At 59.2% G+C, this 23,258-nt stretch carries 23 protein-coding genes; 2 read left to right on the top strand and 21 right to left on the bottom strand.

Annotated elements, in window-relative coordinates; genetic code table 11:
* Positions 1-26: 26 nt before the first annotated feature.
* The 9 genes from AAFO90_RS06615 to AAFO90_RS06575 form a co-directional block, all read right to left on the bottom strand.
* Positions 27-836, bottom strand: coding sequence for an enoyl-CoA hydratase/isomerase family protein (locus tag AAFO90_RS06615; protein ID WP_027264323.1), 810 nt, complete (start codon positions 834-836; stop codon positions 27-29).
* Between the two features lie 27 nt (positions 837-863).
* Entirely contained in the window at positions 864-2,015 is a 1,152-nt protein-coding gene (locus AAFO90_RS06610; protein ID WP_027264322.1) for an acyl-CoA dehydrogenase family protein, read from the bottom strand.
* Positions 2,012-3,136 carry an acyl-CoA dehydrogenase family protein gene (locus tag AAFO90_RS06605; RefSeq protein ID WP_027264321.1) on the bottom strand — a complete coding sequence of 375 codons (1,125 nt, stop codon included), beginning with the start codon at positions 3,134-3,136 and terminating at the stop codon, positions 2,012-2,014. Before AAFO90_RS06605 ends, AAFO90_RS06610 begins: the two co-directional genes overlap by 4 nt.
* Complete coding sequence (locus tag AAFO90_RS06600; protein WP_027264320.1) at positions 3,123-3,572, bottom strand: MaoC family dehydratase; 450 nt, start codon at positions 3,570-3,572, stop codon at positions 3,123-3,125. Before AAFO90_RS06600 ends, AAFO90_RS06605 begins: the two co-directional genes overlap by 14 nt.
* Positions 3,569-4,288: a transglutaminase family protein gene (locus tag AAFO90_RS06595; RefSeq protein WP_027264319.1), complete on the bottom strand. Its 720-nt coding sequence runs from the start codon at positions 4,286-4,288 to the stop codon at positions 3,569-3,571. Before AAFO90_RS06595 ends, AAFO90_RS06600 begins: the two co-directional genes overlap by 4 nt.
* Positions 4,289-4,350: 62 nt before the next feature.
* Positions 4,351-5,487, bottom strand: a complete 1,137-nt coding sequence (locus AAFO90_RS06590) for a CaiB/BaiF CoA-transferase family protein (RefSeq protein ID WP_027264318.1) — start codon at positions 5,485-5,487, stop codon at positions 4,351-4,353.
* A 10-nt stretch (positions 5,488-5,497) separates the two neighbouring features.
* Positions 5,498-6,355 carry a MaoC/PaaZ C-terminal domain-containing protein gene (locus tag AAFO90_RS06585; RefSeq protein ID WP_027264317.1) on the bottom strand — a complete coding sequence of 286 codons (858 nt, stop codon included), beginning with the start codon at positions 6,353-6,355 and terminating at the stop codon, positions 5,498-5,500.
* A 23-nt stretch (positions 6,356-6,378) separates the two neighbouring features.
* Complete coding sequence (locus AAFO90_RS06580; protein ID WP_027264316.1) at positions 6,379-7,530, bottom strand: thiolase; 1,152 nt, start codon at positions 7,528-7,530, stop codon at positions 6,379-6,381.
* A 3-nt stretch (positions 7,531-7,533) separates the two neighbouring features.
* Positions 7,534-7,911 carry an OB-fold domain-containing protein gene (locus AAFO90_RS06575; RefSeq protein WP_027264315.1) on the bottom strand — a complete coding sequence of 126 codons (378 nt, stop codon included), beginning with the start codon at positions 7,909-7,911 and terminating at the stop codon, positions 7,534-7,536.
* A 104-nt stretch (positions 7,912-8,015) separates the two neighbouring features.
* Here AAFO90_RS06575 and AAFO90_RS06570 point away from each other — a divergent pair, with 104 nt between their 5' ends.
* Together AAFO90_RS06570 and AAFO90_RS06565 are read left to right on the top strand one after the other, a co-directional pair.
* Positions 8,016-9,161: a CaiB/BaiF CoA-transferase family protein gene (locus tag AAFO90_RS06570; RefSeq protein ID WP_027264314.1), complete on the top strand. Its 1,146-nt coding sequence runs from the start codon at positions 8,016-8,018 to the stop codon at positions 9,159-9,161.
* A gap of 16 nt (positions 9,162-9,177) precedes the next feature.
* On the top strand, positions 9,178-10,344 hold the full coding sequence (locus tag AAFO90_RS06565) for a CoA transferase (protein WP_027264313.1): 1,167 nt from the start codon (positions 9,178-9,180) through the stop codon (positions 10,342-10,344).
* A gap of 23 nt (positions 10,345-10,367) precedes the next feature.
* On the opposite strand, the gene AAFO90_RS06560 is transcribed toward AAFO90_RS06565, so the two are convergent.
* The 12 genes from AAFO90_RS06560 to AAFO90_RS06505 all read right to left on the bottom strand — a co-directional run bounded on the left by AAFO90_RS06560 (position 10,368) and on the right by AAFO90_RS06505 (position 23,229).
* Positions 10,368-11,525: an acyl-CoA dehydrogenase family protein gene (locus tag AAFO90_RS06560; RefSeq protein ID WP_027264312.1), complete on the bottom strand. Its 1,158-nt coding sequence runs from the start codon at positions 11,523-11,525 to the stop codon at positions 10,368-10,370.
* A 207-nt stretch (positions 11,526-11,732) separates the two neighbouring features.
* Positions 11,733-12,659 carry an FAD-binding protein gene (locus AAFO90_RS06555; protein WP_027264311.1) on the bottom strand — a complete coding sequence of 309 codons (927 nt, stop codon included), beginning with the start codon at positions 12,657-12,659 and terminating at the stop codon, positions 11,733-11,735.
* Positions 12,659-13,417, bottom strand: a complete 759-nt coding sequence (locus AAFO90_RS06550) for an electron transfer flavoprotein subunit beta/FixA family protein (protein ID WP_027264310.1) — start codon at positions 13,415-13,417, stop codon at positions 12,659-12,661. The genes AAFO90_RS06555 and AAFO90_RS06550 overlap by 1 nt, the downstream gene beginning before the upstream one ends.
* Positions 13,418-13,459: 42 nt before the next feature.
* Positions 13,460-14,242 (bottom strand): enoyl-CoA hydratase/isomerase family protein, encoded by a 783-nt coding sequence (locus AAFO90_RS06545; protein ID WP_027264309.1) that lies wholly within the window; start codon positions 14,240-14,242, stop codon positions 13,460-13,462.
* An 11-nt stretch (positions 14,243-14,253) separates the two neighbouring features.
* Positions 14,254-15,030 carry an enoyl-CoA hydratase-related protein gene (locus tag AAFO90_RS06540; protein WP_027264308.1) on the bottom strand — a complete coding sequence of 259 codons (777 nt, stop codon included), beginning with the start codon at positions 15,028-15,030 and terminating at the stop codon, positions 14,254-14,256.
* Positions 15,031-15,107: 77 nt separating this feature from the next.
* On the bottom strand, positions 15,108-16,358 hold the full coding sequence (locus AAFO90_RS06535; protein WP_027264307.1) for an ABC transporter substrate-binding protein: 1,251 nt from the start codon (positions 16,356-16,358) through the stop codon (positions 15,108-15,110).
* Positions 16,359-16,453: 95 nt separating this feature from the next.
* Complete coding sequence (locus AAFO90_RS06530) at positions 16,454-17,656, bottom strand: ABC transporter substrate-binding protein (protein WP_071974355.1); 1,203 nt, start codon at positions 17,654-17,656, stop codon at positions 16,454-16,456.
* Positions 17,657-17,725: 69 nt separating this feature from the next.
* The gene (locus tag AAFO90_RS06525; RefSeq protein ID WP_050685932.1) at positions 17,726-18,535 is read right to left on the bottom strand and encodes an ABC transporter ATP-binding protein; all 810 of its coding nucleotides are present in this window, start codon (positions 18,533-18,535) and stop codon (positions 17,726-17,728) included.
* A gap of 10 nt (positions 18,536-18,545) precedes the next feature.
* Positions 18,546-19,619, bottom strand: a complete 1,074-nt coding sequence (locus AAFO90_RS06520) for a branched-chain amino acid ABC transporter permease (RefSeq protein ID WP_028095207.1) — start codon at positions 19,617-19,619, stop codon at positions 18,546-18,548.
* Positions 19,620-19,622: 3 nt separating this feature from the next.
* Positions 19,623-20,510: a branched-chain amino acid ABC transporter permease gene (locus AAFO90_RS06515; protein ID WP_050685832.1), complete on the bottom strand. Its 888-nt coding sequence runs from the start codon at positions 20,508-20,510 to the stop codon at positions 19,623-19,625.
* Positions 20,511-22,430, bottom strand: coding sequence for an AMP-binding protein (locus tag AAFO90_RS06510; protein ID WP_050685830.1), 1,920 nt, complete (start codon positions 22,428-22,430; stop codon positions 20,511-20,513).
* Positions 22,423-23,229 carry an ABC transporter ATP-binding protein gene (locus tag AAFO90_RS06505; RefSeq protein ID WP_136340174.1) on the bottom strand — a complete coding sequence of 269 codons (807 nt, stop codon included), beginning with the start codon at positions 23,227-23,229 and terminating at the stop codon, positions 22,423-22,425. The genes AAFO90_RS06510 and AAFO90_RS06505 overlap by 8 nt, the downstream gene beginning before the upstream one ends.
* Positions 23,230-23,258 lie beyond the last annotated feature (29 nt).

Below are 23,258 nucleotides of genomic sequence, written 5' to 3'. Positions count from 1 at the left end.
TCCATGCCTCCTCGTCCAATCGGGCGTTAAAGCGGGCAGTCCTTGCGGAAGTTTGGCGCGCGCTTCTCGCGGTGCGACAACACACCTTCCTTGACGTCCTCGCTCATAAAACCAAGCATCTCCAGCGCGGTCGACGCATCAAAGATCGGCCCGGCCTGGCGCAGCCAGTTGTTCAGCGAATACTTGGTCCAGCGGATCGCGCTTTGCGAGCCGTTGGCCAGTTCGACAGCCGTGTCCAAAGCGATCTGCTGAAGCTCGTCATCCTCGACGCACATTGACACCAGACCGATGCGCTCGGCCTCTTCGCCCGACACCGGCTTGCAGGTCATCAGATAGTATTTCGCCTTGGCCATCGAGGTCAGCAGCGGCCAGATAATCGCCGCGACATCGCCAGCGGCAACGCCCAGACGCGGATGACCATCGACAATCTTTGCCCGTTTCCCGGCGATCGAGATGTCGGCCAGGATGGCAACCACAAGGCCCGCGCCTGCCGCAGGGCCATTGATCGCGGAAATGATCGGCTTGTTGCAGTTGATGATGTTGTAGACGAGATCCTTGGCTTCTTTCCACGTCTTCATGATCTCGTGCGAGTCGCCGATCATCTTCTCAATCAGGCTGAAATCGCCGCCCGCCGAAAACGCCTTGCCCGCGCCGGTCACGATGACCGCGTTGATGTCGGGGTCGCGGTCGATGTCGATCCACATGTCCGTCATCTGGGTGTGGGTTTCGGCATCGACCGAGTTGAATGTCTCGGGCCGGTCGAACGTGATGCGCAGGACGCGATCCGCCGGGTAGTCAAATTTCAGTTTGTCGTACTTTGCGTAACGCTCCGACATAGGTCTTTTCCTCCTCAGGGTATGGGTTCAGCCAGGCAGTCCCAGGACGGCCTTGGACAGGATGTTTCTTTGGATTTCGTTCGATCCACCGTAGATCGTGGTAGGTCTGGCCTTGTAGAAGCTCGACAAAACGTCGACGCTAACATTGCCAACCTGAAGCGGCCCGATGGAGCCGCCATCGGGACCGGCTGCTTCGATCATCAGCTCGGTGATGCGCTGGAAGCATTCAGTCACCCAGATCTTCAGCATGGACACATCCGCACCGAGCGTCTCGCCACGTTTGAGCTGATCTGCAAAACGGGCATAAAGCGCGGCATGATCTTCCACATCCAGTGCCGCTTGGGCAAAGCGGTCACGGAACACCGGATCGTCAAACGCGCCACGGCCACGGGCAAAGCTTTCAAGCTGTCCCAGAGCGTTCTGGGCCAGACTTGGCGAGCCGATGAAGATGCGCTCGAAGCTCAAAAGCGCCTTGGCCATCGTCCAGCCCTTGTTCAGTTCGCCGACCAGGTTTTCCCGGGGAGTGCGGGCATTGTCGAAGAACACCTCGCAAAATTCGGTCTCACCCGAAAGGGTGGTGATCGTGCGCACCTCGATCCCCGGCTGATCCATCGGAGCAAGAAGGAAACTGATGCCCTGCTGTTTCTTCGGCGCATCGGGATCGGTGCGCACCAGCATGAAGATGTGCGTGGCATCATGCGCCATCGTCGTCCAGATCTTCTGGCCGTTAATGACGAAATCGTCGCCGTCAATTTCCGCGCGTGTGCGCAGATTGGCAAGATCGGACCCGGCACCGGGCTCGGAATAGCCCTGGCACCAGATGTCCTCGCAGCTCAGAATACGTGGCAGCCAATAGTCTTTCTGGTCCTGGGTGCCGAATTTGATGATCAGGGGCCCGACCATCTGCACGCCCATGTCGCGACCGCGATTGACGCCCCAGCGCTGCTGCTCTTCATAAAAGATCAGCAGCTTAGCAGCGTTTAGGCCCATACCGCCGAATTCAGCGGGCCAGGCTGGCGCAACCCAGCCCTTGGCGTGAAGCTTGCGGTGCCAATGTTCGATCTCGGCGAACTTCGGTCGGTGCGGCAGGTGGCGCAGCTCTTCGGGATATTCCGCCTCGAAGAACGCGCGCACTTCCTTGCGGAAATCCGCATCGCTCATTGCGTTCCAGTCGGTCATTGTGCGGCTCCTTCCTGTTCTCGCGCCTCGAACCAAAGCCGTCTGTGGTAGGCGTCATCGCCCAGCCAAGCGGACAGAACCAGCGCTCGGTTCAGATAAAGCCCGATGTCGAACTCGTCGGTATAACCGACGGCCCCGTGCAGCTGGATGGCGTCGCGCGTGATCTTCTTGGCGGCGGTGACCGCGCGAGCCTTGGCCCGGCTGGCAAGCCGCGCCCGGACTTTTGGATCGGTTTCGCTGTCCATCTGCGCAAGCGCCTCCCGCACTCCGGCCTGCGCGACCTCGCACATCACGTTGAGGTCGACGGCACGGTGCTGGATGACCTGGAATGATCCGATCGGCTTGTCGAACTGCTCCCGCGTCTTGATGTAGTCGAGCGTGATCTCGAAGGCGCGCTCGCTCACGCCGACAAGCTCGGCCGCGGCAAGCGCCGTTGCATCGGCGACAGCCTCGGCCAGTGCAGTGAGAACCGCACCGCTGCTGGCCAATTCCGCGGCCGGAGTTCCCGAAAACGAAAGCTCGCCCAGAGAGCTGCCATCCGCCTGCGTCCGCTTGTCGATGACAAGCCCCTGCGCGTCTGCCTCAGCCAGAACCAGAACCGGACCATCATCCTGTTCGGCCACGACAAGGAACCCGTGCGAACCGATCGCACCGACGACCCAGGCCTTGCCACCGGTCAGCTTTCCGTCCGCGTATCGGCAGGTCGCATCGGCAGGCGCCCCGTCGGGGCCGCGTTCCTGCCAGGCAACCGCCAATGAAATTTCGCCGCCGATGAGCTGTGCCATCTTCGGATGATCCGGACAAAGGCGGCGCAGAAGGCCGAGGCTCAGACCTATCGTCGACACGACCGGTTCCGGGGCAAACACACGGCCGACTTCCTCGGCGATGACACCCCCGGCGGCTAGGCCCATGCCAAGCCCGCCCTGATCTTCGGGCACCGCCACGCCGAAAACACCGGCCTCGGCCAGTTCCCGGACCATCTCCGGATCGAAACCGCCCCCGGCATCACGGAGTTGTCGGGCTCTGTCACTTCCGCCCGCCCGTTCAAACAACGTGCGCACGCTCTCGCGCAACAGGCGAAGGTCTTCTTGTTCGCTGGAAAGGAACTCAGTTTGTGTCATTTTGTTTTCGCTGGATCATCACAGGGGTGTCGGTCGAAAAAACGACCTCGCCCTCGGGGTTTTTGGCGCTGAGCGTATAGTGCAAAACACCTCTGTCGGGCTTGCTTTTTGACGGTGTGACCGAGTTGACCGTCAGTTCGACATCAAGGGGTTCGTTCGGGTGCACAGGCCGCAGCCAGCGCAAATTGTCAAAGCCCATGCCGCCGATATTGGCAACATCGACCATCATCTCGGTCATGACCGGCTTGAACACCTCAAGCATGGTCTGAAAGCCCGAGGCGATCAGGCTGCCATGTATGGCGGTTGCATAGTCTTCATCGGTGTGCAGCCGCTGCGGATCCCATTCCTTGGCAAAGGCCTTTATCGAATCCGCGCTCATCGGAGCGCTGCGAAAGCGATAGACTTGGCCCGGCGAGAAGTCTTCCAGATACCTCAAGAGGCACCCTCCTTTGCGAAACCGTCATCGTATCCGCTCGCATCCTTGGATATCCGGATGCGGTTGAATTCTTCCAGCTTCGGATAGGTTTCCTTGAACGCCATCAGGAACTCACCCATCGGCGCGTCGAAATAGAGACCACGGTCGTTCACATATTCCATGTGCCGGTGATTCTGTTCGTCGAACTCATGAAAGAGCGCGTCGTGATAGCCGTCGAAGACCAGGGGTTTGACCCCGAATCTTTCACACAGTTCCATGTTGAATGCAGGTGTCACCTTGTAGGCCTCATTCCCCAACCACAGCTGAACATAGCCGTGGTAGATAAAGAGATCGGTCCCCATCAACTCCTGCAACTTGGGTGTATTCAGGTGGTTGCGCACATCCGCGAACCCCAGAGCGGCGGGGATACCCACAGCACGCAAACAAGCCGCCAGAAGAATTGCCTTGGGAACGCAAAACGCCGCTTCCGCGCCAGCGATACGGCTGGCACGGTAAGAGTCCTCATCCAGCGCAAAACAATAGGGATCATAGCGAATATCGTCGCGCACCGCTTCGAACAGGCGGATCGCCTTGTCTCGATTGGTTGCGTCCACAGGAAGATCACGCAAAGCCGATGTCACGAAACCCTGCACTTCCACGCTATCGCTTTCCACAAAGCGCGATGGCATGACATAACGCTCAGCTTCAGTCGGCAGGTCATCGTCAGACTTGTCCATTGGCCCCCCCTTTTTCTAACAAATGTTAGATTACCGATTCAAATCCTGCCCGTCAACGGGATTTACTCTGTTTTCGGTTGGTCCACGCCATAACGCGGATTGTCTTCGCCCAGAGTGGCTGCAACTCCGACCGAATTTCCGGAAGAACGGAACTCCGGGGCAATTGGCAGCGGCAAAGCGGGCGCGTCCCGGCCGGAGATTTTTACGGTCCGCCCGAACACGTCACGCGCTTTGAAATGCGGGTCACGCGCCGCCTCGGCGGGCGTCTTCACGACCGAACAGCAGCAATCTGCCGCAGCCAGCAAAGGCTCCCAATGGGTCGAGGGGTGTTCCCTCAGACGACGTGCAACCTCTGCGGCACAGGCATTTGGATCGGACCAGTCATCGCGAAGGGCCACAGGCAAACCAATGACATCGCAGAACGACTGCCAGAACTTTTCTTCCAACGCGCCGACGGCGATCTGACGCCCGTCCGCAGCCGTATAAAGCCGATACCGGGCCAGGCCACCCGTCAGACGGCTGCCACCGCTTTCGATGTTCTGCCCGGCAATCACACCTTCGGCATGGGCCCAATAGGCAAAGGCGAACGCCCCCTCGGCCATTGCGATATCCAGATGCGTCCCCTGCCCGCTTGCCTGCCGCGCAATCAGGGCCAGCAGGATATTCATCACCGCAGGATAGGTTCCGCCTCCGATATCGGCGACCAGCCCGAACGGGGCTGTTGGCTGGTCATCCGGTCCGCGACTGAGCGACAGGATACCCGCATCACCGACGTAGTTGAGATCGTGGCCGGCGGCGCTGGCCTTTGGTCCGGTCTGGCCATAGCCGGTGATCGAACAATAGATGAGACCGGGATTGATCTTTCGCACCGCTTCATAACCAAGCCCCAGCCGGTCCATCACGCCGGGACGAAACTGCTCTACCAGAACATCGGCCTTCTCGATCAAGGGGCGCAGACGTTCCACTGCGCCCCTTGACTTGAGGTCGATGGCCACCGATCGCTTGCCGTGGTTCAACACAGCAAATCCGATGCTCTCTCCGTCGATCTTTGGCTCCGTGTGGCGCGCGTCCTCGCCGGCTCCGGGCCGTTCGAACTTGATCACTTCGGCGCCAGCCTCGGACAGCATGAGCGTCGCCATCGGACCGGGAAGAAGTGTGCTGAAATCCAGCACCAGGATATCCTTGAGCGGTTGAGCCATCTTCACTGCCTCAGGCAAAGCGCGCCGCGCCGTTGTTCAGAACAACCACGTCGCGTGCAGGAATAGACGCTCGAAACCGGGCCTCGCCGTCCTCTTCCCAGATTTCGAACCGCACGGTTTCGCCGGGATAGACCGGAGCCGAGAACCGAACATCCAGACCGACAAGCCGGGCAGAATCATAGTCCAGCAACGTCTTGAGAATCGCCCGGGCGGCCAGACCATAGGTCGCCAAACCGTGCAGGATCGGGCGGTCGAACCCGACCGACCGCGCGACATCGGGGTCGGCATGCAGCGGGTTCATGTCGCCGCTGAGCCGGTAGATCAGCGCCTGGCGCGGAAGCGTCTCGATATCACATATGTGATCGGGCACCCGGTCCGGCAGCACCGCCGGCGTCGGGCCGGGCCTGTTCTCGCCGCCGAATCCGCCGTCGCCCCGGGCGAAGGCCGACATCGCGACGCGTGCCAGCTTGTCGCCGCTGTCCGCGTCGATGATCTCGCGGCTTTGATAGATCACAGCGCCCTTGCCCTCGCCCTTGTCCGAGATGAAGTCGATCTGGCTGCGGCCGACAATCCGGCCATGTGTCGGCAGCGGCTTGTAGATGTCGAGCCACTGTTCTCCGTGCAGCACTTTTTGCCAGTTTACGCCGGTCTTGGGATCGCGCAGCCAGAAGCCGGGATACCCCAAAATGACCGCCATCGAGGGAACCGCCTTCAGACCGTCCTCATAGACAAAGGCCAGTTCTTTCTTGTCTGTCGGATCTTCGCCGAACCCCAGCCCGAGTGCGTAAAGGATGGTATCCCGCTCGGTCAGAGTCTGCTTGATCTCTTCGAAATCCCAATTCGAAAGTGCTTCGAAATCCAGTGGCATGATCTTTCCTCCCTTAGTTGCCGTCAGAGCGTGTTTTGCGATCCAAGTATGGCCGTGACCTGACTGGACAGCACACCGCCGTTGCCATGCGCCAGCGCCAGATCAATATCCTTCAACTGAATGCCCGGCGCGTCGCCACGGATCTGACGAGCAGCCTCGATCACTGTGAAGATACCGTACATCCCGGGGTGCACACAGGACAGGCCTCCGCCATTCGTGTTCACCGGCAAGGCCCCGCCAGGCGCGATGCGCCCGCCCTGGACAAAGGCCCCGCCATCGCCCTTGGCGCAGAACCCCAGATCTTCAAGAAACAGGATGGTATTGATGGTGAAGGCATCATAGAGCTCGACCGCCTGGATATCCGCAGGGGTCACGCCGGCCGTCGCAAAGGCGCGCGCGCCCGAGTCGCGGGCTGCGGTCACGGTGAAATCCTTCATCTGCGAAATCTGCCGGTGCGAGCTTGCCGCAGCACTGCCCAGCACATAGACAGGCGCCTTCGGGAAATCCCGGGCGCGGTCCGCGCGGACCATTACGATCGCGCCGCCGCCGTCGGTGACAAGACAACAGTCGCGCACGGTCAATGGATCGCCCACCATGCGCGCACCCAACACGTCCTCGCGGGTCAGCGGGCCGCGCTCGAACGCTTCGGGGTTGTGCTGCGCCCAGGCCCGCGCAGCAACGGCCACGTCGGCCAGCTGTTCGCGGGTGGTGCCATATTCATGCATGTGCCGCGCCGCCGCCATCGCATAGGCCGAGATCGGATAGCGCGGATTATACGGCGCCTCGTAGGCCGGCGGACGTGAAGCGGTCACGAGTCTGCCCGACGCGGTGCGCTGGTTGGAGCCATAAACAATCAGCGCGACATCACACAGACCGGCGTCCAGCGCCATGGTCGCGGACGTCAGGTAGTTTACGAAAGACGAACCGCCCGACATCGTGCCATCAATGAAACGGGGCTGGATGCCCAGATACTCCGCCGCCATAAGCGCCGGCATGCTGTCTTCCATCATGGTGCAAAACAGCCCGTCGACGTCGGACAGTTTCAGCCCGGCATCGCCAAGCGCCGCAAGCGCAGATTGCGCCATGACATCATAGGCCGTCAGGCCATGGGCTTCTCCGAAACCGGCATGACCGGTACCTACGATGGCGGATTTCCCCCGAAGTTCAGTGGTCATGGCTTATCCCTCCGACGGCTTGAAAAGCACGGCCGGAACACCCTCGGCCTCGCCCACGAAGGCGGTTACCGGCATGTCGATGGCGACCTCACCCGGAGCAATGCCCTCGACCCGGCTCATCATCCGGACACCCTCATCCAGCTCGACGACGCATACGTTGTAATCGCCGCCCCGTTCGGGCTTTCGGCGCACAACTGTTGTGGTGTGGACCCGTCCCTTGCCGCTAGCCTTCTTCCAAGAAATCGCGCTGCCATGACAATGGGGACACAGGACTCTCGGGAAAAAGTGATATCCCCCGCAGTCGTCGCACTTGGGCAGCAGGATCTCTCCCTCTGCCAGCGCGCGTTGGAAAAACTGGTCTGGTCGTTTGGCGTCCTGCACCGGCGTTCTCCTTCAAGCGATCCAGTCTTTGTCTAATCGTATTGATTATGTTTCTAACAATTGTTAGATTTAGTCAACCTTTCAGGATCAATTGAGAGAAACTCATGCCAGGTTCAGATTTAGCCCCCCTTTCCGGCAAACTCGTCGTTGCGCTGGAACAGGCAGTCGCCGCGCCTTTTTGCTCCTCGCGGCTGGCCGATGCCGGCGCGCGTGTGATCAAGATCGAACGCAAGGGAGCCGGCGATTTCGCCCGCGCCTACGATACCGCCGCCAACGGTGAAAGCGCCTATTTCACATGGCTGAACCGAGGCAAAGAATCGGTCGCCTTGGACATTAAAGCCGACGAAGACCGTGAAATCCTGCTCAGGATGCTGGAAAACGCGGATGTGTTTATTCAGAACCTGCTGCCCGGCGCGCTGGCCAAGCTCGGGCTCGATTCCGCAAGTCTGCGAGAGAGGTTTCCGCGTCTGGTGACCTGCGACATCACCGGCTACGGAGAGGACGGCCCGATGCGCAACGCCAAGGCCTATGATCTTCTGGTGCAATGCGAAAGCGGCCTGGCATCGGTGACCGGCACGCCGGATGGACCGGGGCGGGTCGGCGTGTCGGTCTGCGATATCGCCACCGGCATGACAGCCCATGCCGGGATCTGCGAAGCGCTGGTCGGGCGTGATCGAACCGGCAAGGGCAGCGGCCTCTCGGTGGCCATGTTCGACGTCATGGCGGACTGGATGGCGGTTCCGCTTCTTTTTCACGACTATGCCAATCAGCCCACGCCCAGAACCGGGCTTGGTCACTCTGTCATATGCCCCTACGGCGCATTCCACTGCCGAGGCGGTGAACAGGTCGTCATCTCGGTCCAGAACAGCCGCGAATGGAACCGGTTCTGCGTACAGATTCTCGGCGACCCGGCCTTGGCCGATGATCCGCGATTCCATGATAATTCAGCCAGGATCGCGCACAAATCGGAACTCGAAGAGCTTATCAAGACCGTGTTCGGCGCGCACGAACGTGCCGAATTGTTGAAGCTGCTCGATGGCGCGGGCATTGCATCGGCGGCGGTGAACGACGTTGCCGCGCTGTCGGATCACCCGCAACTTGATCGGGCGACCATCGGCACGCCCTCGGGACCTGTCAGCATCGCAATGCCCCCGATACGACGCGGCAGCACCGAAGCCGCGATCGGACCGTCCCCCGCATTGGACGCCGATGGAGCGGCCATTCGCGCGGAATTCGGTTCTCGTTCCTAGAACAGGAAATCAACCCATGACCAATGCAAAGAACACCGCAATCCTGCAAAGCGTCAGGATCATCGACCTGACGTCGATCATCTTCGGTCCTCTGGCCACGCAGATGCTGGGAGATCTGGGAGCGGATGTGATCAAGGTGGAAGCGCCCGAGGGCGATCTTCTGCGCCAGGTTCAGCCATCGCGGCACAGGTTGATGGGCGCTGCGTTTCTAGGGGCCAACCGCAACAAGCGCAGCGTCGTACTCGACCTGAAAACGCAAGCCGATCGCGACCGTCTGCGCAAGTTGCTGGTCGATGCCGATGTGATGATTTCAAGCATCCGGCCCGCGGCGCTTGCCAGATTGTCTTTGGATCCGGAAACCTTACGGAACGAGAACCCGAGCCTGATCACGGTTTCTGCAACCGGATACGGGCAGGACGGGCCTTACGCTTCGAAACCGGCCTTTGATGACATCGTCCAGGCGGTTTCGGGTTTGGCCAGCCTGCCCACCCTTCGCGATCCAGAGGCAAAACCCGATTATTCCCCGACCATTCTTGCCGACAAGCTTGGCGGTGTTACCACGGCTTATGCCGTCATGGCAGCCCTGTTTCATCGGGAACGCACGGGCCAGGCACAGCATGTCGAGGTGCCGATGTTCGAAACGCTGACGGCGTTTCTGCTGGCCGAACACATGGACGGCGCGACATTCGACGAGGTGCCGAGGAATTTCGGATATGCCCGCATGTTGGTGCCGCACCGCCGCCCGCTCCAGACGGCGGACGGGTTCATCACGATCCTGCCCTATACCAACGCCCAATGGGCGCGGTTTTTCAAGACGGTCGGGCGCGACGACATGATCAACCACGTCTGGGTCACCGACATGGACACCCGCAGCCGTAACATCGGCGCCCTTTACGACATGGTTGCTCGGATTGCGCTGACGCGGACAACCGCCGACTGGCTGGCCCTGATGGAGCAGGCCGACATTCCCGCCATGCCGGTGAACACCCTGTCGGATCTGCCGAACGATCCGCACCTTTCCGTAACCGGTTTCTTTCAGAAGGTCGAACACCCCACCGAAGGTACGATCTGGATGACACGCCCGCCCATTCGATTCTCGGCGACACCGGCGCGGCATGACCTGCGCCCCGCCCCCGGACTGGGCGAACACAACGACGAGATCATCGGTCCGGGGGGCGACTAGTCTCCGACCCGGCACCCGACGGATCAAACATCCAGCGAACGTGCGATCAGTTCCTTCATGATCTCGTTGGTGCCGCCATAGATCATCTGGACCCTGCTGTCGGCATAAAGTCGCGCGATGGGGTATTCCATCATGAAACCGTAACCGCCGTGAAGTTGCAGGCATTCATGCATGACCTCGTTCTGCGTCTGGCTGCCCCACCATTTCGCCATCGAAGCCGTGGCCGCATCAAGTTCGCCCGCTTCAAGACGCGCGATCCCGTCATTTACGAAAGAACGTAGCAATTCGGCCTTGGTTTTGCATTCCGCCAGTTTGAAGCGTGTATTCTGGAAGTCCATGATCCGGCTTCCAAATGCCTTGCGGTCCTGAACATATTTCACCGTTTCATCGATCGCAAAATCAATAAAACCGAGGGCGGTAATGCCGATCATCAGCCGCTCCCAAGGCAGCTGCTTCATCAGCTGGTAGAACCCCTGCCCCTCTTCCGGACCAAGCAGGTTCGCCGTGGGCACGCGCACATCCTCGAAGAACAGCTCAGCAGTATCCGAACCTTTCATACCCAGTTTCTTCAGGTTCCGTCCCCGGCGAAAGCCCTCGGTGCCCTCGGTTTCCAGAACGATCAATGAAACGCCCTTAGCGCCGGCGTTGCGATCGGTCTTTGCCACGATAACAACGAGATCCGCCGTGTGCCCGTTTGTGATAAAGATCTTCGAACCGTTGATCTTGTAGTGGTTGCCATCCTTTTCCGCATAGGTTTGTACGTTCTGGAGGTCAGAGCCCGTTCCAGGCTCGGTCATGGCAATCGCCGCAACGCTGTCGCCGCTGACCAGTTTCGGCAACCACTTTTTCTTCTGTTCCTCACTGCCATATGCGTTGAGATAATGGATTACGATGGACTGAATCCCATAGCCCCAACCCGTATCACCGGTGCGCCCCTGCTCGTAGACGGTAATCGCGTCGAACCCGATGCCGCCACCGAACCCACCATATTCTTCGGCAATCGAGCCACCCATGACACCCTGCTGACCGACTGTTTTCCAGAAGTCGCGGTCAACAATTCCCTGCTCCGCCCATTTTTCAATCTTCGGAGCCATCTCTGCATCGAAAAGCCTGCGTGTACTATCGGCGAACATCTTGTGTTCATCCACTGCCCAGCTAGGGGAGTTCTTGATCAGAGACATGAATTTTTCCTATCGATTCAAGCTTGTGTTGAGCCAAAATCTAACAAGTGTTTTGCTTCTTGACAATGAACCGGAGCCGTTCTGACGAGGCGTCACAAGGCTTAGGACCGCGCGCATCCTAGTCCGTCCGATCCGCTCGCCGCCCATTCGGCTCGTACAAAAAGGCCCGACAAATCAGGCGGGCCTTTTTATAATTTTTGCAATGACTTACAACTTTTCGGTCAGTTCGGGCACGGCTTCGAACAGGTCGGCGACCAGGCCGTAATCGGCGACCTGGAAGATCGGTGCCTCTTCGTCCTTGTTGATGGCGACGATGATCTTGCTGTCCTTCATGCCCGCAAGGTGCTGGATCGCGCCCGAAATGCCGACGGCGATGTAAAGGTCGGGGGCGACCACCTTGCCGGTCTGGCCCACCTGCCAGTCGTTCGGGGCAAAGCCCGAGTCGACGGCGGCGCGGGATGCGCCAACGGCGGCGCCCAGCTTGTCGGCCAGTTTCTCGATCAGCGCGAAATCGTCTTCCGAGCCGACGCCACGGCCACCCGACACGACCACGCCGGCCGAGGTCAGTTCGGGCCGGTCGCTTTCGGCAACCTTGTCCTCGACCCATTGCGACAGGCCCGACGCCTGCGCGCCGTCCACCGTTTCGACCGAGGCCGAGTTGCCGGTGCCCGCCGCGTCGAAATTGGCGGTGCGGAACGAGATCACCTTTTTCGCATCCGACGATTTCACGGTCTGGATCGCGTTGCCTGCATAGATCGGGCGCTCGAACGTGTCGGCGTCGACGACGGCCGAAACATCGGTCAGCATCATCACGTCCAGCAGCGCGGCCACGCGCGGCAGCACGTTCTTGGCGTCGGTGGTGGCGGGCGCGACGATGTGGTCGTAGTCACCGGCCAGGCCCACGATCAGGTCGGCGGTCGATTCCGCCAGGCGATGACCCAGCGCGGGGTCTTCGGCGACCAGCACCTTGGCCACGCCGTCGATGGTGGCGGCCTCTTTCGCGGCATCGGCGGCCGAGGCGCCGGCACACAGCACGGTCACGTCACCCAGGTCCTTGGCAGCGGCCACGGCCTTGGCCGTCGCGTCCATCGACAGTTCGCCATTGTTGACTTCGGCAAGAAGAAGAACAGCCATCACACCGCCCCCTTTTCCTTGAGTTTCGACACGAGCTCGTCGACCGAACCCACCATTTCACCGGCGGCGCGTTCGGCCGGCTCGGACGTCTTGACCACGGTCAGGCGCGGGGTGACGTCGACGCCGTAATCGGCGGCGGTCTTTTCATCCAGCGGCTTTTTCTTGGCCTTCATGATGTTGGGCAGCGAGGCATAGCGCGGCTCGTTCAGGCGCAGGTCGACGGTGACGACCGTGGGCATCTTTACCTTGATGGTCTGCAGGCCGCCATCGACCTCGCGGGTCACCACGGCGTCGTCGCCTTCGATGTTCAGCTCGCTGGCAAAGGTCGCCTGGCTCCAGCCCATCAGCGCCGACAGCATCTGGCCGGTTGCGTTCATGTCGTTGTCGATGGCCTGCTTGCCGCAGATCACCAGGCCGGGCTCTTCCTCTTCGACGACCTTGGCCAGGATCTTGGCCACCGCCAGCGGCTCGATGTCCTGGTGCACGTCATCGGCGGCAACCACCAGGATGGCGCGGTCGGCGCCCATGGCCAGCGCGGTGCGCAGGGTTTCCTGCGCCTGCTTGACGCCGATCGAGACGGCGACGACCTCTTCGGCAGCGCCCTTTTCCTTCAGGCGGATCGCCTCTTCGACGGCGATCTCGTCGAACGGGTTCATCGACATCTTGACGTTGGCGAGATCGACACCGCTGCCATCCGCCTTGACGCGGACCTTCACGTTGTAGTCGATCACGCGTTTCACCGGCACGAGTACCTTCATTGGCGTGGTCTCCTTGAGTTTTGCGATAAGGTTTCAACCGAGCTAACGGTCTTTGAATTCTGGAGCTCTTTTTTCCGAAAACGCTTTCATCGCCTCGGGAAAGTCATGCGCGCACAGCAAAACGCTTTGGGCATCGCGCTCGATATCCAGCGCCTCGAGATAGCTGCACTCGGCTGCGGCGCGCATCACACGCTTGGCGGTCTGAACGCCAAACATCGGGTGCGTTGCAATCTCGCGGGCAATTTCCAACGCCCGTACCTCGACCTGGTTGGCCGGCACGCATTCTTCGACAACGCGCAGGTCCCTAGCGGTGCGCCCGTCGATTTCACGGCCCGTGAGCACCAGCATCCGCGCCACCCCCGCACCGGCACGCTGTTGAAGCAGCCAGCTAGATCCCGTGTCAGGACAGCCGCCGACGCGCGCAAAAACTTCGCACAGCCGGGCATCTTCGGCAGCAACGACAATGTCCGCCGACAAGGCCAGGCTTAGACCCGCGCCAAAAGCCACGCCGCATACCGCGGAAATCAAGGGTTTACAAAACAGATAGGCCGCGCGTCCGCCATCGTGCACGCGGTCCACCATTTCCGATGTCGCCCTTGCGCCTTTCGCGATCTCAGACTGAAACCCGACAAGATCGCCGCCGCTGCTGAAATGATCGCCACCGGTCATAACAACGACACGGATCGTATCGTCCCGTTCGGCTTCGCGCAGGAGCGCCACCAGTTCTTCGACGAACCCGATGCTGTAAGGGTTGCGTTTTGTCGGCTGAAGAAACCGCAGGATTCCGACAGGGCCTTCCCTGTCCAGACGAATAAGTTCAGTCATTCAAGCCTCCATCAGGTCCCAGTCCAGACGGGTGCTCGTTTTTCAGCGAAGGCCTTGGGGCCTTCAATCGCGTCGTTGCTGGCGTAAACCACTTCGTGCAGGCGCTTGCCCTCTTCCAGACCACCGGCACAGCCCAGATCCATGGTTGCGCGAACACTGCCTTTCGCGGCAACAACCGACAGCGGGGCCGCGCTGGCAATGCGTTTGGCAAGGTCGAAGGCCCGTGCGCGGACAGCATCGGGGGTGTCTTCGATATAGTTGGTGAACCCGTATTCGTGCAGGCGCTCGATCGGCATCAGGTCGCCGGTCAGAACGATCTCCATAAGGATGGGCTGTGGCAGCATGGACAATGCCGGCGATGCCCAGGGCGATCCACGACCGATCTTTACTTCGGTGATACCGACCTTGGTCCCCTTGAGACCGACCCGCAGATCGCAATTCAAGGTCAGCATCATGCCGCCCGCCATCAAAGACCCGGTCATCGCCGCGATGATCGGTTTCTTGCAGGCGCGCATGGTTTCGTGAAACGGATCGCGCATCTTGGACAGGATATCGACACCCTCGTCCCGCGCGATCTGGGTGGCTTCCTTCAGATCCAGCCCGGCACAGAACACGCCGCAATCGGCCGAGGTCAGTATTGCCGCGCGAATGCTGTCATCCGCCTCGATCTTCTCCCAGGCATCCGTCAGCCCGTTCGTTGCGGCCACGGAAAGTGCGTTCTTGCGTTCGGGCCGGTTGATACAGACGGTTGCGATGCCGTCTTCGATCTTCACATCAATGGGGCTCATAGCATTAACTTCGTTATTCATGGACTGTATTTGTGCGAAAAATCCCCGCGGCATGGGTGCCGCGGGGATGCTTGTGTTCATTCGACTGAGAACGACTCGGAGCTTTCCTTGATCACTTCCCAAACGATATCGAGGTAATCGGCGCTCCAGTCGGTAAGCGGAACCCAGGTCTCGCCATCCCACTGTTCGACCCGGGTCTTGCCACCGCCGCCATGGTCTTCCGCGGTCACCGTGACCGGCGCCATGAGACCGTTGCCGTCGAAGTTCTCGATCGCTTCATAGCCCGCTTTCATGCTCTCTGGCGTCAACGGCCATCCGTTCTCCTCGATCGCGATACGGGCAGCTTCGAAACCGACCGAATAGATCGCAAGACCGGTGTTGTAGTAGACATCGTGCACCAAGCTCTCGGGGCCGCTGCCTTCGCCATTGGCATAGTAGGTGTCCAGCATCGTCTTGACGAGCGGGACTTCCTGGCCGCCGGCCACGTTGGTCCCGCGCAGGATGCCTTTCGCCTCTTCCGCGCCGATATTGGCGATATCGACTTCGTTCAGCCAGTTCACCGACAGATAGCGGTCGATCGGGAAACGGTTGCGGCGCATTTCCTTCGAGGCGACCACATGTCCGCCCGCCAGTAGCCAGCTGATCACATAGTCGGGCTTGTCGCGGCGGATTTTGCTCCATGCGCCGGCTTGATCCGACCCGGGAAGCGGCACGGGATAAAGCTCCAGTTCGAACCCTTCCTTCTCGGAAAGCGTTTTCAGGATCTCGATCGGTTCCTGGCCAAAGGGGTAGTCCAGATAGATGAACCCGATCTTCGCATCGCTCAGATCACCGCCCATCTGCTCCTTGATGAATGCAACGTCGTTCGCCGCCTGCTGCCAATAGGTCGGGCCGACCGGGAAAACCCATTCGAACACCTCGCCATCCACGGCGTCACCCCGACCGACGAACGATTGCATCAGGATGTTACCGTCTCTCATTGCACGGGGCAGAACCGCATTCGTGACCGGCGTCGAGAGCATGTTGAAAATGAATACACCTTCACGCTTGAGCTGCTCGTAGCATTCCACGCCGCGCTGCGGTTCGTTGCCGTGATCGCGCACGATGATTTCCACCGGATGCCCTTCGATACCACCGTTTTCGTTGGTATACATCGCGAGGTCCTGAGCGGCCTGGGCCACCTGAGGCGAAATGAAGGTGTAGGACTTGCTGAGGTCGAAGCAGAGTCCGAAGCGGATCGGCTCCTTGTCCTGCGCTGAGGCCACAGTCGCGCTTGTTGCCAGCGCAGCAGCAAGGACCACTGCCTTAATTTGCTGTGTGACTTTCATGTTCTCTCTCCCGTTGGTTTGGTTTGGGGCGGTGATACTGTCTTATAAACGCCGCTGCCGCCCCGCGTAGCGTCGCCCTTCCTGCTATTGGTCATTCACTGCTCGTATTTTGAGGAACTTTCTTTCACCACGTCCCACACGACGTCCGTGTACTCAGAGATCCAGTCGGTTTGCGGCACCCAAGTCTCCCCGTCCCACATCTCGATCCGGGTCTTACCGCCGCCGCCATGATCTTCGGCCGTCACCGTAATGGGGGCCATCAGCCCGTTCGCGTCGTATCCCTCAAGAGATTCCAGTCCGGCTTTGTAGGACTCCGCGGTTATCGGAAGGCCTTCCTGTTCTGCCGCCCTGCGCGCGGCTTCGAACATGATTGAATACATCGCCAGACCGGTGTTGTAGAAAACGTCCTGCGTCTTCTCGATCGGGCCGGACCCCTCGCCCTTGTCATAAAGCTCGGCCATGATTTCCTGATACAGGGCAATATCCTGACCGCCCACGACATTGGTACCGCGCTTGATACCCTTGGCGGCCTCTTTACCGATGTTGGCGATATCGACTTCGTTCAACCAGTTGACCGAGATGTACTTGTCCATCGGAATGCGATTGCGCTGCATCTCCTTCGACGCGACCACATGCGCACCGCCCAACATCCAGACGATTACATGATCGGGCTTGTCGCGGCGCACCTTGGACCACACTCCGGCCTGGTCGCTGCCAGGCAGTGGCACAGGGTAAAGCTCAAGCTCGAAACCCTCTTTTTCGGACAAGGTTTCCAGGATCTCGATCGGCTCCTGTCCGAAAGGATAATCGAAATACACAAACCCCACCTTCACGTCCGACAAGTCGCCATCATGCAATTGCTTTATGTAGGCAACATCATTGGCCGCCTGTCCCCAATAGGTCGGTCCGACCGGATAGACCCATTCGAAAACGGTGCCGTCGACGGCATCGCCTCGGCCGACAAGCGACTGCATCAGGATACGCTCGTCTTCCATGGCCCGCGGCAGGATAGCCAGAGAGACCGGAGTGGACAGGGTATCGAAGACAAAGACGCCCTCGCGGCTGAGCTTGGAGTAGCACTCGATTCCGCGCTGCGGTTCGTTCCCGTGGTCACGCACGATGACTTCGACCGGTTCCCCACCGATGCCGCCCTTCATGTTGATGAGCTTGGCAAGGTCCATCGCGGCCTGCGAAACCTGCGGCGTGGCAAAGGTATAGGCTTTGCTGAGATCGTAGCAGATGCCGATCTTGAATGGCTCGGCCAGCGTCTGGGTGCCAAACATTGCTCCGCCGAACATTGATAATACGGCCAACGCTTTGGTAAGTTTCTTCATTTGTTCCTCCCTGAACAACTTCTGATTAGTACCTCAACTCAACCAACGTTTGCGTCGGCTGTAGTGCTTGACGTTGTGAAAGTCGGTCTCTCCGCCGCCTAGATAGAACTCCTGAATGTCGGAGTTAGATTTGAGCGCCTCGGCGGTGCCGTGCATAACAACGCGGCCGTTCTCGATAAGGTACCCTTGCGAAACGATTTCCAGAGCCGCCAGGGCGTTCTGTTCCACCAGCAGGACGGACAGGCCCTCATCCTTATTGATCTTTTGCAAGATGCCGAAGATCTCCTCGACCAGGAACGGAGCAAGCCCGAGACTTGGTTCATCAAGCATCAACAGCTTCGGCTGGGTCACGAGGGCCCGCCCAATGGCAAGCATCTGTTGCTCACCACCCGACAAATAGCCTGCTTGCGAACTTTTGCGTTCGGCAAGCCGCGGAAAATATCCGTAGATCTTGTCCTTTTCCGCATTCAGCGTTGATCGGGACATTCCGCGCGGCGCGGCGGCGGTCAGGTTCTCGTCGGGGGTCAGATGTTCGAAGACCCGCCGCCCTTCGATGACATGACAGATGCCCATCTCGACGCGTTCTTGCGCGAGCGCTTCGGTAATGTCCACTCCCTGGAACGTTATCTCACCTCGGCTGATGCGTCCGCGCTCAGCCTTCAAAAGACCGCTGATCGCTTTCAACGTGGTGCTTTTTCCCGCTCCGTTCGATCCCAAGAGTGCGATCATCTCGCCCTTTGGGACTTGGACCGAAACACCTTTGATCGCCAGTATTACATTGTCGTACAGTACTTCGACGCTGTTCATGGATAGAATGTTCTGGGCTTCAACTTTTTCTTGCATCGGCATTCCCCTATTTCTTGAACTGATCGAAGGGCCAGACCATCAGATAGTCTCTGATGTTGCCGTAGAGTTTTCCCAAACCGAGTGGTTCGATCAGAAGGATAATGACGATCAGTGCGCCATAGACTGCGTTCGGGATGTGAGCGAGTGTTTCAACATCGATCTGCATGCCAAGCCCGTCACTCAGCGTGACGACGAGACCGTTCACGATACCCGGAACAAGAAGGATCAGGGCAACACCGAAATAGGAACCGATAATGCTGCCAAGGCCGCCAACAATCACCATCGCAAGAACCTGGATCGAAACGGCAACCGAAAATTGCTCGGGTGCGGCGAGAAAGAAAAAGGTGGCAACAAGCAACGCACCGCTGACGCCTGCGATGAACGACGAAGTCGCGAACGCGAGGATTTTGTAGTAGAAACTGTTCACACCCAGGATCGCGGCCGCAAAGTCTTTTTCCCGGACAGCGACCAAGGCGCGACCGAGTCCAGTACGCTTGAGATTAAGCATGAAGATCGTCACCAACACACACCAGCCGAAGGCGACATAGTAGAAGCCAGTATCAGTGGTAATCTCTTGCCCGAGCAGAGCCAATGTCGGTGACTGGAGCGACGCGTGTGAACCCCCCGAGATCGCCGGAGAGTGGGTCAGAACCCAGTCCATCACGAATTGCATCGCAAGAGTGGTAAGGGCGAGATACAGTCCCTTGACCCGCAAAGCGGCAAAAGCAAACAGGCTGCCGATCACGGATGACGTCAATCCGCCGATGATCAGGGCGAATTCCCACGGCACCCCGAAACGCGCGGCATGGATCGACGAATACGCTCCGACGGCCATGACCGCAGCATAACCCAAGTGAAGTTGGCCTGCCCAACCTGTCACCAGATTCAATCCAAGCGCGGCGGCCGTCCAGATCAGCCAGGGAAGCATGTAGCTGTTCAGATAAAGCGACGGGATGATGAATGGCGCGGCAAGACCGATCAGAAAGATGAATGCTGTCAGATTTCTGTCGGCAGGCACCTTGAAGATACGGCTGTCCGAAACGTAGTTGGCGTGATGGACGCCGGAAAGTCTGTAAAACATCCCTTACACCCTTTCGATGTCGTGACGACCGAACAGCCCGTGCGGACGGATCATGACGGTAAGAATGAGCACGGCGGCGACGATAAGCTCACGGCTTCCGCCTCCGACAAGCGGATCGAGGAAATCAGAAACAACGTTTTCGACGACGCCCAGGATGATGCCTGCGATCACGGCGCCAAGGATACTGTCGAGACCACCGAGAACGGCAACTGTCAGACCTTTGAGAAGCAACAGCGACAGCGCCTGATCGACACCCTGAATCTCGCCCCAGATAACGCCCGCAGCGACGGCAACAACGGATGCCAGCGCCCAGGACAGGCCAACTCCGCGTTCAACCGAGATACCTACCGACCACGAAGCCATGTAATCATCCGCGATCGCCCGCAACTTGATCCCGGTCCGGGTTCGGAAAAACAGCATGAATGCGACAAACAAGGCGAGCGCAACACCGGCACCAACCAGATGGATGCGGCTGATGAAGATGTCGTCAAAAAACAGTGGATCATAGCTGACGCCCAATTCCATCGAACGTGACGTCCCGCCCCAAATCGCAAGCGTTGTACCCCGCAGGAAAATGTCGAGGCCGAGTGTCAGCATCAAGATCATGACAACCGGCCGACCTGCGAGACGGCGCAGAGCAACACGCTCAATGCCGAACCCAAGGCCGAACATGACAACCGCAGCCAGAGGGATGGCCAGCCACAAGGGTAAACCCACGTCGCGTGCCAGCGCCAGGACCACATAGGCCCCTACCATGGTCAACCCGCCCTGAGCCAGATTGGGCACCGAAGATGCCTTGTAAATCAGCACAAGGCCGATGGCGAATAGCGAGTACAGCAGACCCGTCAAGGCTCCGTTGATCGCAAGCTCTGATAGAAAGACCCAGTCCATTTATACCTCCCTGATGGGAAGGCTTCTTTCGACCTTCCCTACTTCCCCGGTCTCGTAAGTCACCTGCGCGCTTACATGGACCTCTTTTGAACCGTCGTAGAGCGCCGCGATCACGTCGGCATAGCGTTCCTGAACGACCTTCCTCCGCAGTTTTCGGGTTCGCGTGATTTCACCATCGTCCGGGTCGAATTCTTTCGGCAGACTTACAAAGCGTTGCAGGCGCAATGGTTCGGTGACGGCCTTGTTGACCCGTTGGAAGGCCTCGCGAAGCAACGTCGCGACCTCTTCACGCTGAGAAAGATCGGCATAAGACACATAGGGCACGCCGTTCACCTCTGCCCAGTGGCCAACGGCTTCGAAATCCACGCAGACCATAGCCGTCAATTCGTCAAGCCCGGCGCCGATTACGGCAGCATCCTTAATATAAGGGCTGAATTTCAACCGGTTCTCGATGTAGTTTGGCACAAACCGCTCGCCTCCGGCCGTATGCATGACCTCGGAGACGCGCCCCAGAACAACCAGGTGTCCATCTTCCTCCAAATACCCGGCATCACCTGTATGCAGCCACCCGCCCTCAAGGGCTTCGGCGGTCGCTTCGGGTTTGTTGAAGTACCCTTCGAATACGCTGTCCGAGCGTACCAAGATCTCCCCGTCCTCGGCGATGGTCACCTCGACGCCGGGCGCGGGTTTGCCAACCGTATGAAGGCGCACTTCACCCGGAGACTGAATTGCATTGATCGCGCTGTTTTCGGTTTGGCCGTAGAGTTGGCGCAATTTGATTCCCAAGGCTCGGTAGAAAACAAAGGTGTCTTCGCCGATTGCTTCACCGCCGGTGAACGCGTTCTTGAGTCGGCTCATTCCGAACTGGTCCTTGACCGGACCGAAAATGATTGCCTCGCCCAAAAGTCGGCCCAAAGGCTCAAGAACACCGCCGCTTTTGCCATTCAGCTTGCGCGTTTCCGCCGCGATGGCCCGATCCATGAAAAAATGGTACAGCCGTTTCTTTAAAGGGGTCGAATTTTCGATACCCACCTGGATTGTCGTCAGCATCTGGTCCCAGCTTCTCGGAGCCGCCAGATAGAAGGTCGGAGCGATCTCGCGCATGTCGCGCACGACCGTTTCCTGGCGCTCAGGCACATTCACGGTGAAACGCCAAAGGAGTGCCGCGGCAACGGTTATGGCGTAGTCTCCCACCCAGGCCATCGGCAAGTACGCGAGGATCTCCTCATTTTCGTCGAAGGCACCCGCCGCATGTCCATTCCGAGCAGCAGCAAGAACGTTCTTCTGACTCAGTACGATGCCCTTCGGCGCGCCCGTCGTTCCGGAGGAGTGCAGAAAAATGGCCGGATCTTCCGGCTTCGCACGACTAAGCAGTTCCTCACGCAGGCCCGGGGTTTCGTTCAGATCGTGCTGACCAACTTCGATCAGGTGATCCCAGGACAACAACCCTTCAACCTCGTAGAAGCCAAGACCGCGCGCTTCATCATAAATGATGTGGTCGATGCCCTCGGCGCCCGCGTCCTTCAGTTCCAGGATCTTGTCAACCTGTTCCTGATCTTCCGCAATGGCCGCGACGATCTCGACTTCGCCAAGAAAGTGCCTTAGTTCCTCAAGAGTTGCGCCCGGATAAGCGGGCATGGCGTAGGCACCAAGCAACGAAACAGCCAGCATGCCGCCATAGAGCCGCGCACGGTTATCGCCCAGAACAAGCACTGCTTTGCCAGGCTTCACGCCGATTTTTTCAAGCCCAGCCGCACAGGCCACCACCTCTTGGGCGTATTCCGCCCAGGTGGTTTCTTTCCATATCCCACGCTCTTTTTCGCGACGGGCGATATCCTTTCCGTGGAGCGACGCGTTCTTCGCCAGAAGTGCACCAATCGTTTCGCCGCCTGAAGACCGGTTCTTCGTCAAATCAGTCATGCGACCCTCCGATATATGCCTCGATGACCCGCGGGTCCTTCACAACCTCCTTGGGGATGCCACTGGCGATCATTTCACCGTAGTTCAGTGCCAGCATCCGATCACAAATGCCGGTGATGACATCCATATGGTGTTCGATCAGCAGAACGCTGACGCCGCGTTCGGCACGGGCATCCAGAATGAAACGGGACATATACCCTTTCTCTTCCTGGTTCATGCCGGCCATCGGTTCATCGAGAATCAGCATCTGTGGCTCGGCCACCAATGCCCGCGCCAGCTCGACCCGCTTTTTCAACCCGATCGGAAGACCATCGACCAACTCATGCCGAATGCTCTCGAGCTGTAGAAACTCGATCACCTCCTCGACGATTTTACGGTTCTCGATTTCTTCACGCTGTGCTGCCCACCAATATAGCGCCGTACGCAAAACGCCTGGGCTCATGTGGATGTGCCGCCCGAGCAGGATGTTGTCCAGAACGCTCATCCCGTTGAACAGGGCAAGATTTTGGAACGTTCTGGCAACGCCGAGCTTGGCAACCTTGTGAGGCGCCGTACCCGTAATGTCGTTTCCTGCCAGCCGGACCCTGCCCTCGTTTGGCGGGTAAAATCCGGTAATTGCGTTTGTTAGCGTTGTCTTGCCGCTGCCATTCGGACCGACAAGTCCAAAGATTTCCCCTTGTCGAATAACGAGGTCAACACCGGTGACAGCGACGATGCCGCCGAACCGTCGTTCGACCCCGCTGCACTCCAGTATCGCCCCATCATCGGCTCCGATTGCTGTGTTAATCCTTGTCGTCATCTAGATATCATTGTCCCCCTAAGGTTCAC

The sequence above is a fragment of the Phaeobacter sp. CAU 1743 genome (genome assembly GCF_039839315.1).
Classification (GTDB): Bacteria; Pseudomonadota; Alphaproteobacteria; order Rhodobacterales; family Rhodobacteraceae; genus Phycobacter; species Phycobacter gallaeciensis_A.
This window is presented reverse-complemented; position numbering and strand designations above follow the sequence as displayed.

Bases quoted from the DNA above. Each gene is read 5' to 3' on its own strand.
- AAFO90_RS06615 (WP_027264323.1), bottom strand. From the start codon at position 836: ATGTCGGAGCGTTACGCAAAGTACGACAAACTGAAATTTGACTACCCG.
- AAFO90_RS06610 (WP_027264322.1), bottom strand. From the start codon at position 2,015: ATGACCGACTGGAACGCAATGAGCGATGCGGATTTCCGCAAGGAAGTG.
- AAFO90_RS06605 (WP_027264321.1), bottom strand. From the start codon at position 3,136: ATGACACAAACTGAGTTCCTTTCCAGCGAACAAGAAGACCTTCGCCTG.
- AAFO90_RS06595 (WP_027264319.1), bottom strand. From the start codon at position 4,288: ATGGACAAGTCTGACGATGACCTGCCGACTGAAGCTGAGCGTTATGTC.
- AAFO90_RS06590 (WP_027264318.1), bottom strand. From the start codon at position 5,487: ATGGCTCAACCGCTCAAGGATATCCTGGTGCTGGATTTCAGCACACTT.
- AAFO90_RS06585 (WP_027264317.1), bottom strand. From the start codon at position 6,355: ATGCCACTGGATTTCGAAGCACTTTCGAATTGGGATTTCGAAGAGATC.
- AAFO90_RS06580 (WP_027264316.1), bottom strand. From the start codon at position 7,530: ATGACCACTGAACTTCGGGGGAAATCCGCCATCGTAGGTACCGGTCAT.
- AAFO90_RS06570 (WP_027264314.1), top strand. From the start codon at position 8,016: ATGCCAGGTTCAGATTTAGCCCCCCTTTCCGGCAAACTCGTCGTTGCG.
- AAFO90_RS06565 (WP_027264313.1), top strand. From the start codon at position 9,178: ATGACCAATGCAAAGAACACCGCAATCCTGCAAAGCGTCAGGATCATC.
- AAFO90_RS06560 (WP_027264312.1), bottom strand. From the start codon at position 11,525: ATGTCTCTGATCAAGAACTCCCCTAGCTGGGCAGTGGATGAACACAAG.
- AAFO90_RS06555 (WP_027264311.1), bottom strand. From the start codon at position 12,659: ATGGCTGTTCTTCTTCTTGCCGAAGTCAACAATGGCGAACTGTCGATG.
- AAFO90_RS06550 (WP_027264310.1), bottom strand. From the start codon at position 13,417: ATGAAGGTACTCGTGCCGGTGAAACGCGTGATCGACTACAACGTGAAG.
- AAFO90_RS06545 (WP_027264309.1), bottom strand. From the start codon at position 14,242: ATGACTGAACTTATTCGTCTGGACAGGGAAGGCCCTGTCGGAATCCTG.
- AAFO90_RS06540 (WP_027264308.1), bottom strand. From the start codon at position 15,030: ATGAGCCCCATTGATGTGAAGATCGAAGACGGCATCGCAACCGTCTGT.
- AAFO90_RS06535 (WP_027264307.1), bottom strand. From the start codon at position 16,358: ATGAAAGTCACACAGCAAATTAAGGCAGTGGTCCTTGCTGCTGCGCTG.
- AAFO90_RS06530 (WP_071974355.1), bottom strand. From the start codon at position 17,656: ATGTTCGGCGGAGCAATGTTTGGCACCCAGACGCTGGCCGAGCCATTC.
- AAFO90_RS06525 (WP_050685932.1), bottom strand. From the start codon at position 18,535: ATGCAAGAAAAAGTTGAAGCCCAGAACATTCTATCCATGAACAGCGTC.
- AAFO90_RS06520 (WP_028095207.1), bottom strand. From the start codon at position 19,619: ATGTTTTACAGACTTTCCGGCGTCCATCACGCCAACTACGTTTCGGAC.
- AAFO90_RS06515 (WP_050685832.1), bottom strand. From the start codon at position 20,510: ATGGACTGGGTCTTTCTATCAGAGCTTGCGATCAACGGAGCCTTGACG.
- AAFO90_RS06510 (WP_050685830.1), bottom strand. From the start codon at position 22,430: ATGACTGATTTGACGAAGAACCGGTCTTCAGGCGGCGAAACGATTGGT.
- AAFO90_RS06505 (WP_136340174.1), bottom strand. From the start codon at position 23,229: ATGACGACAAGGATTAACACAGCAATCGGAGCCGATGATGGGGCGATA.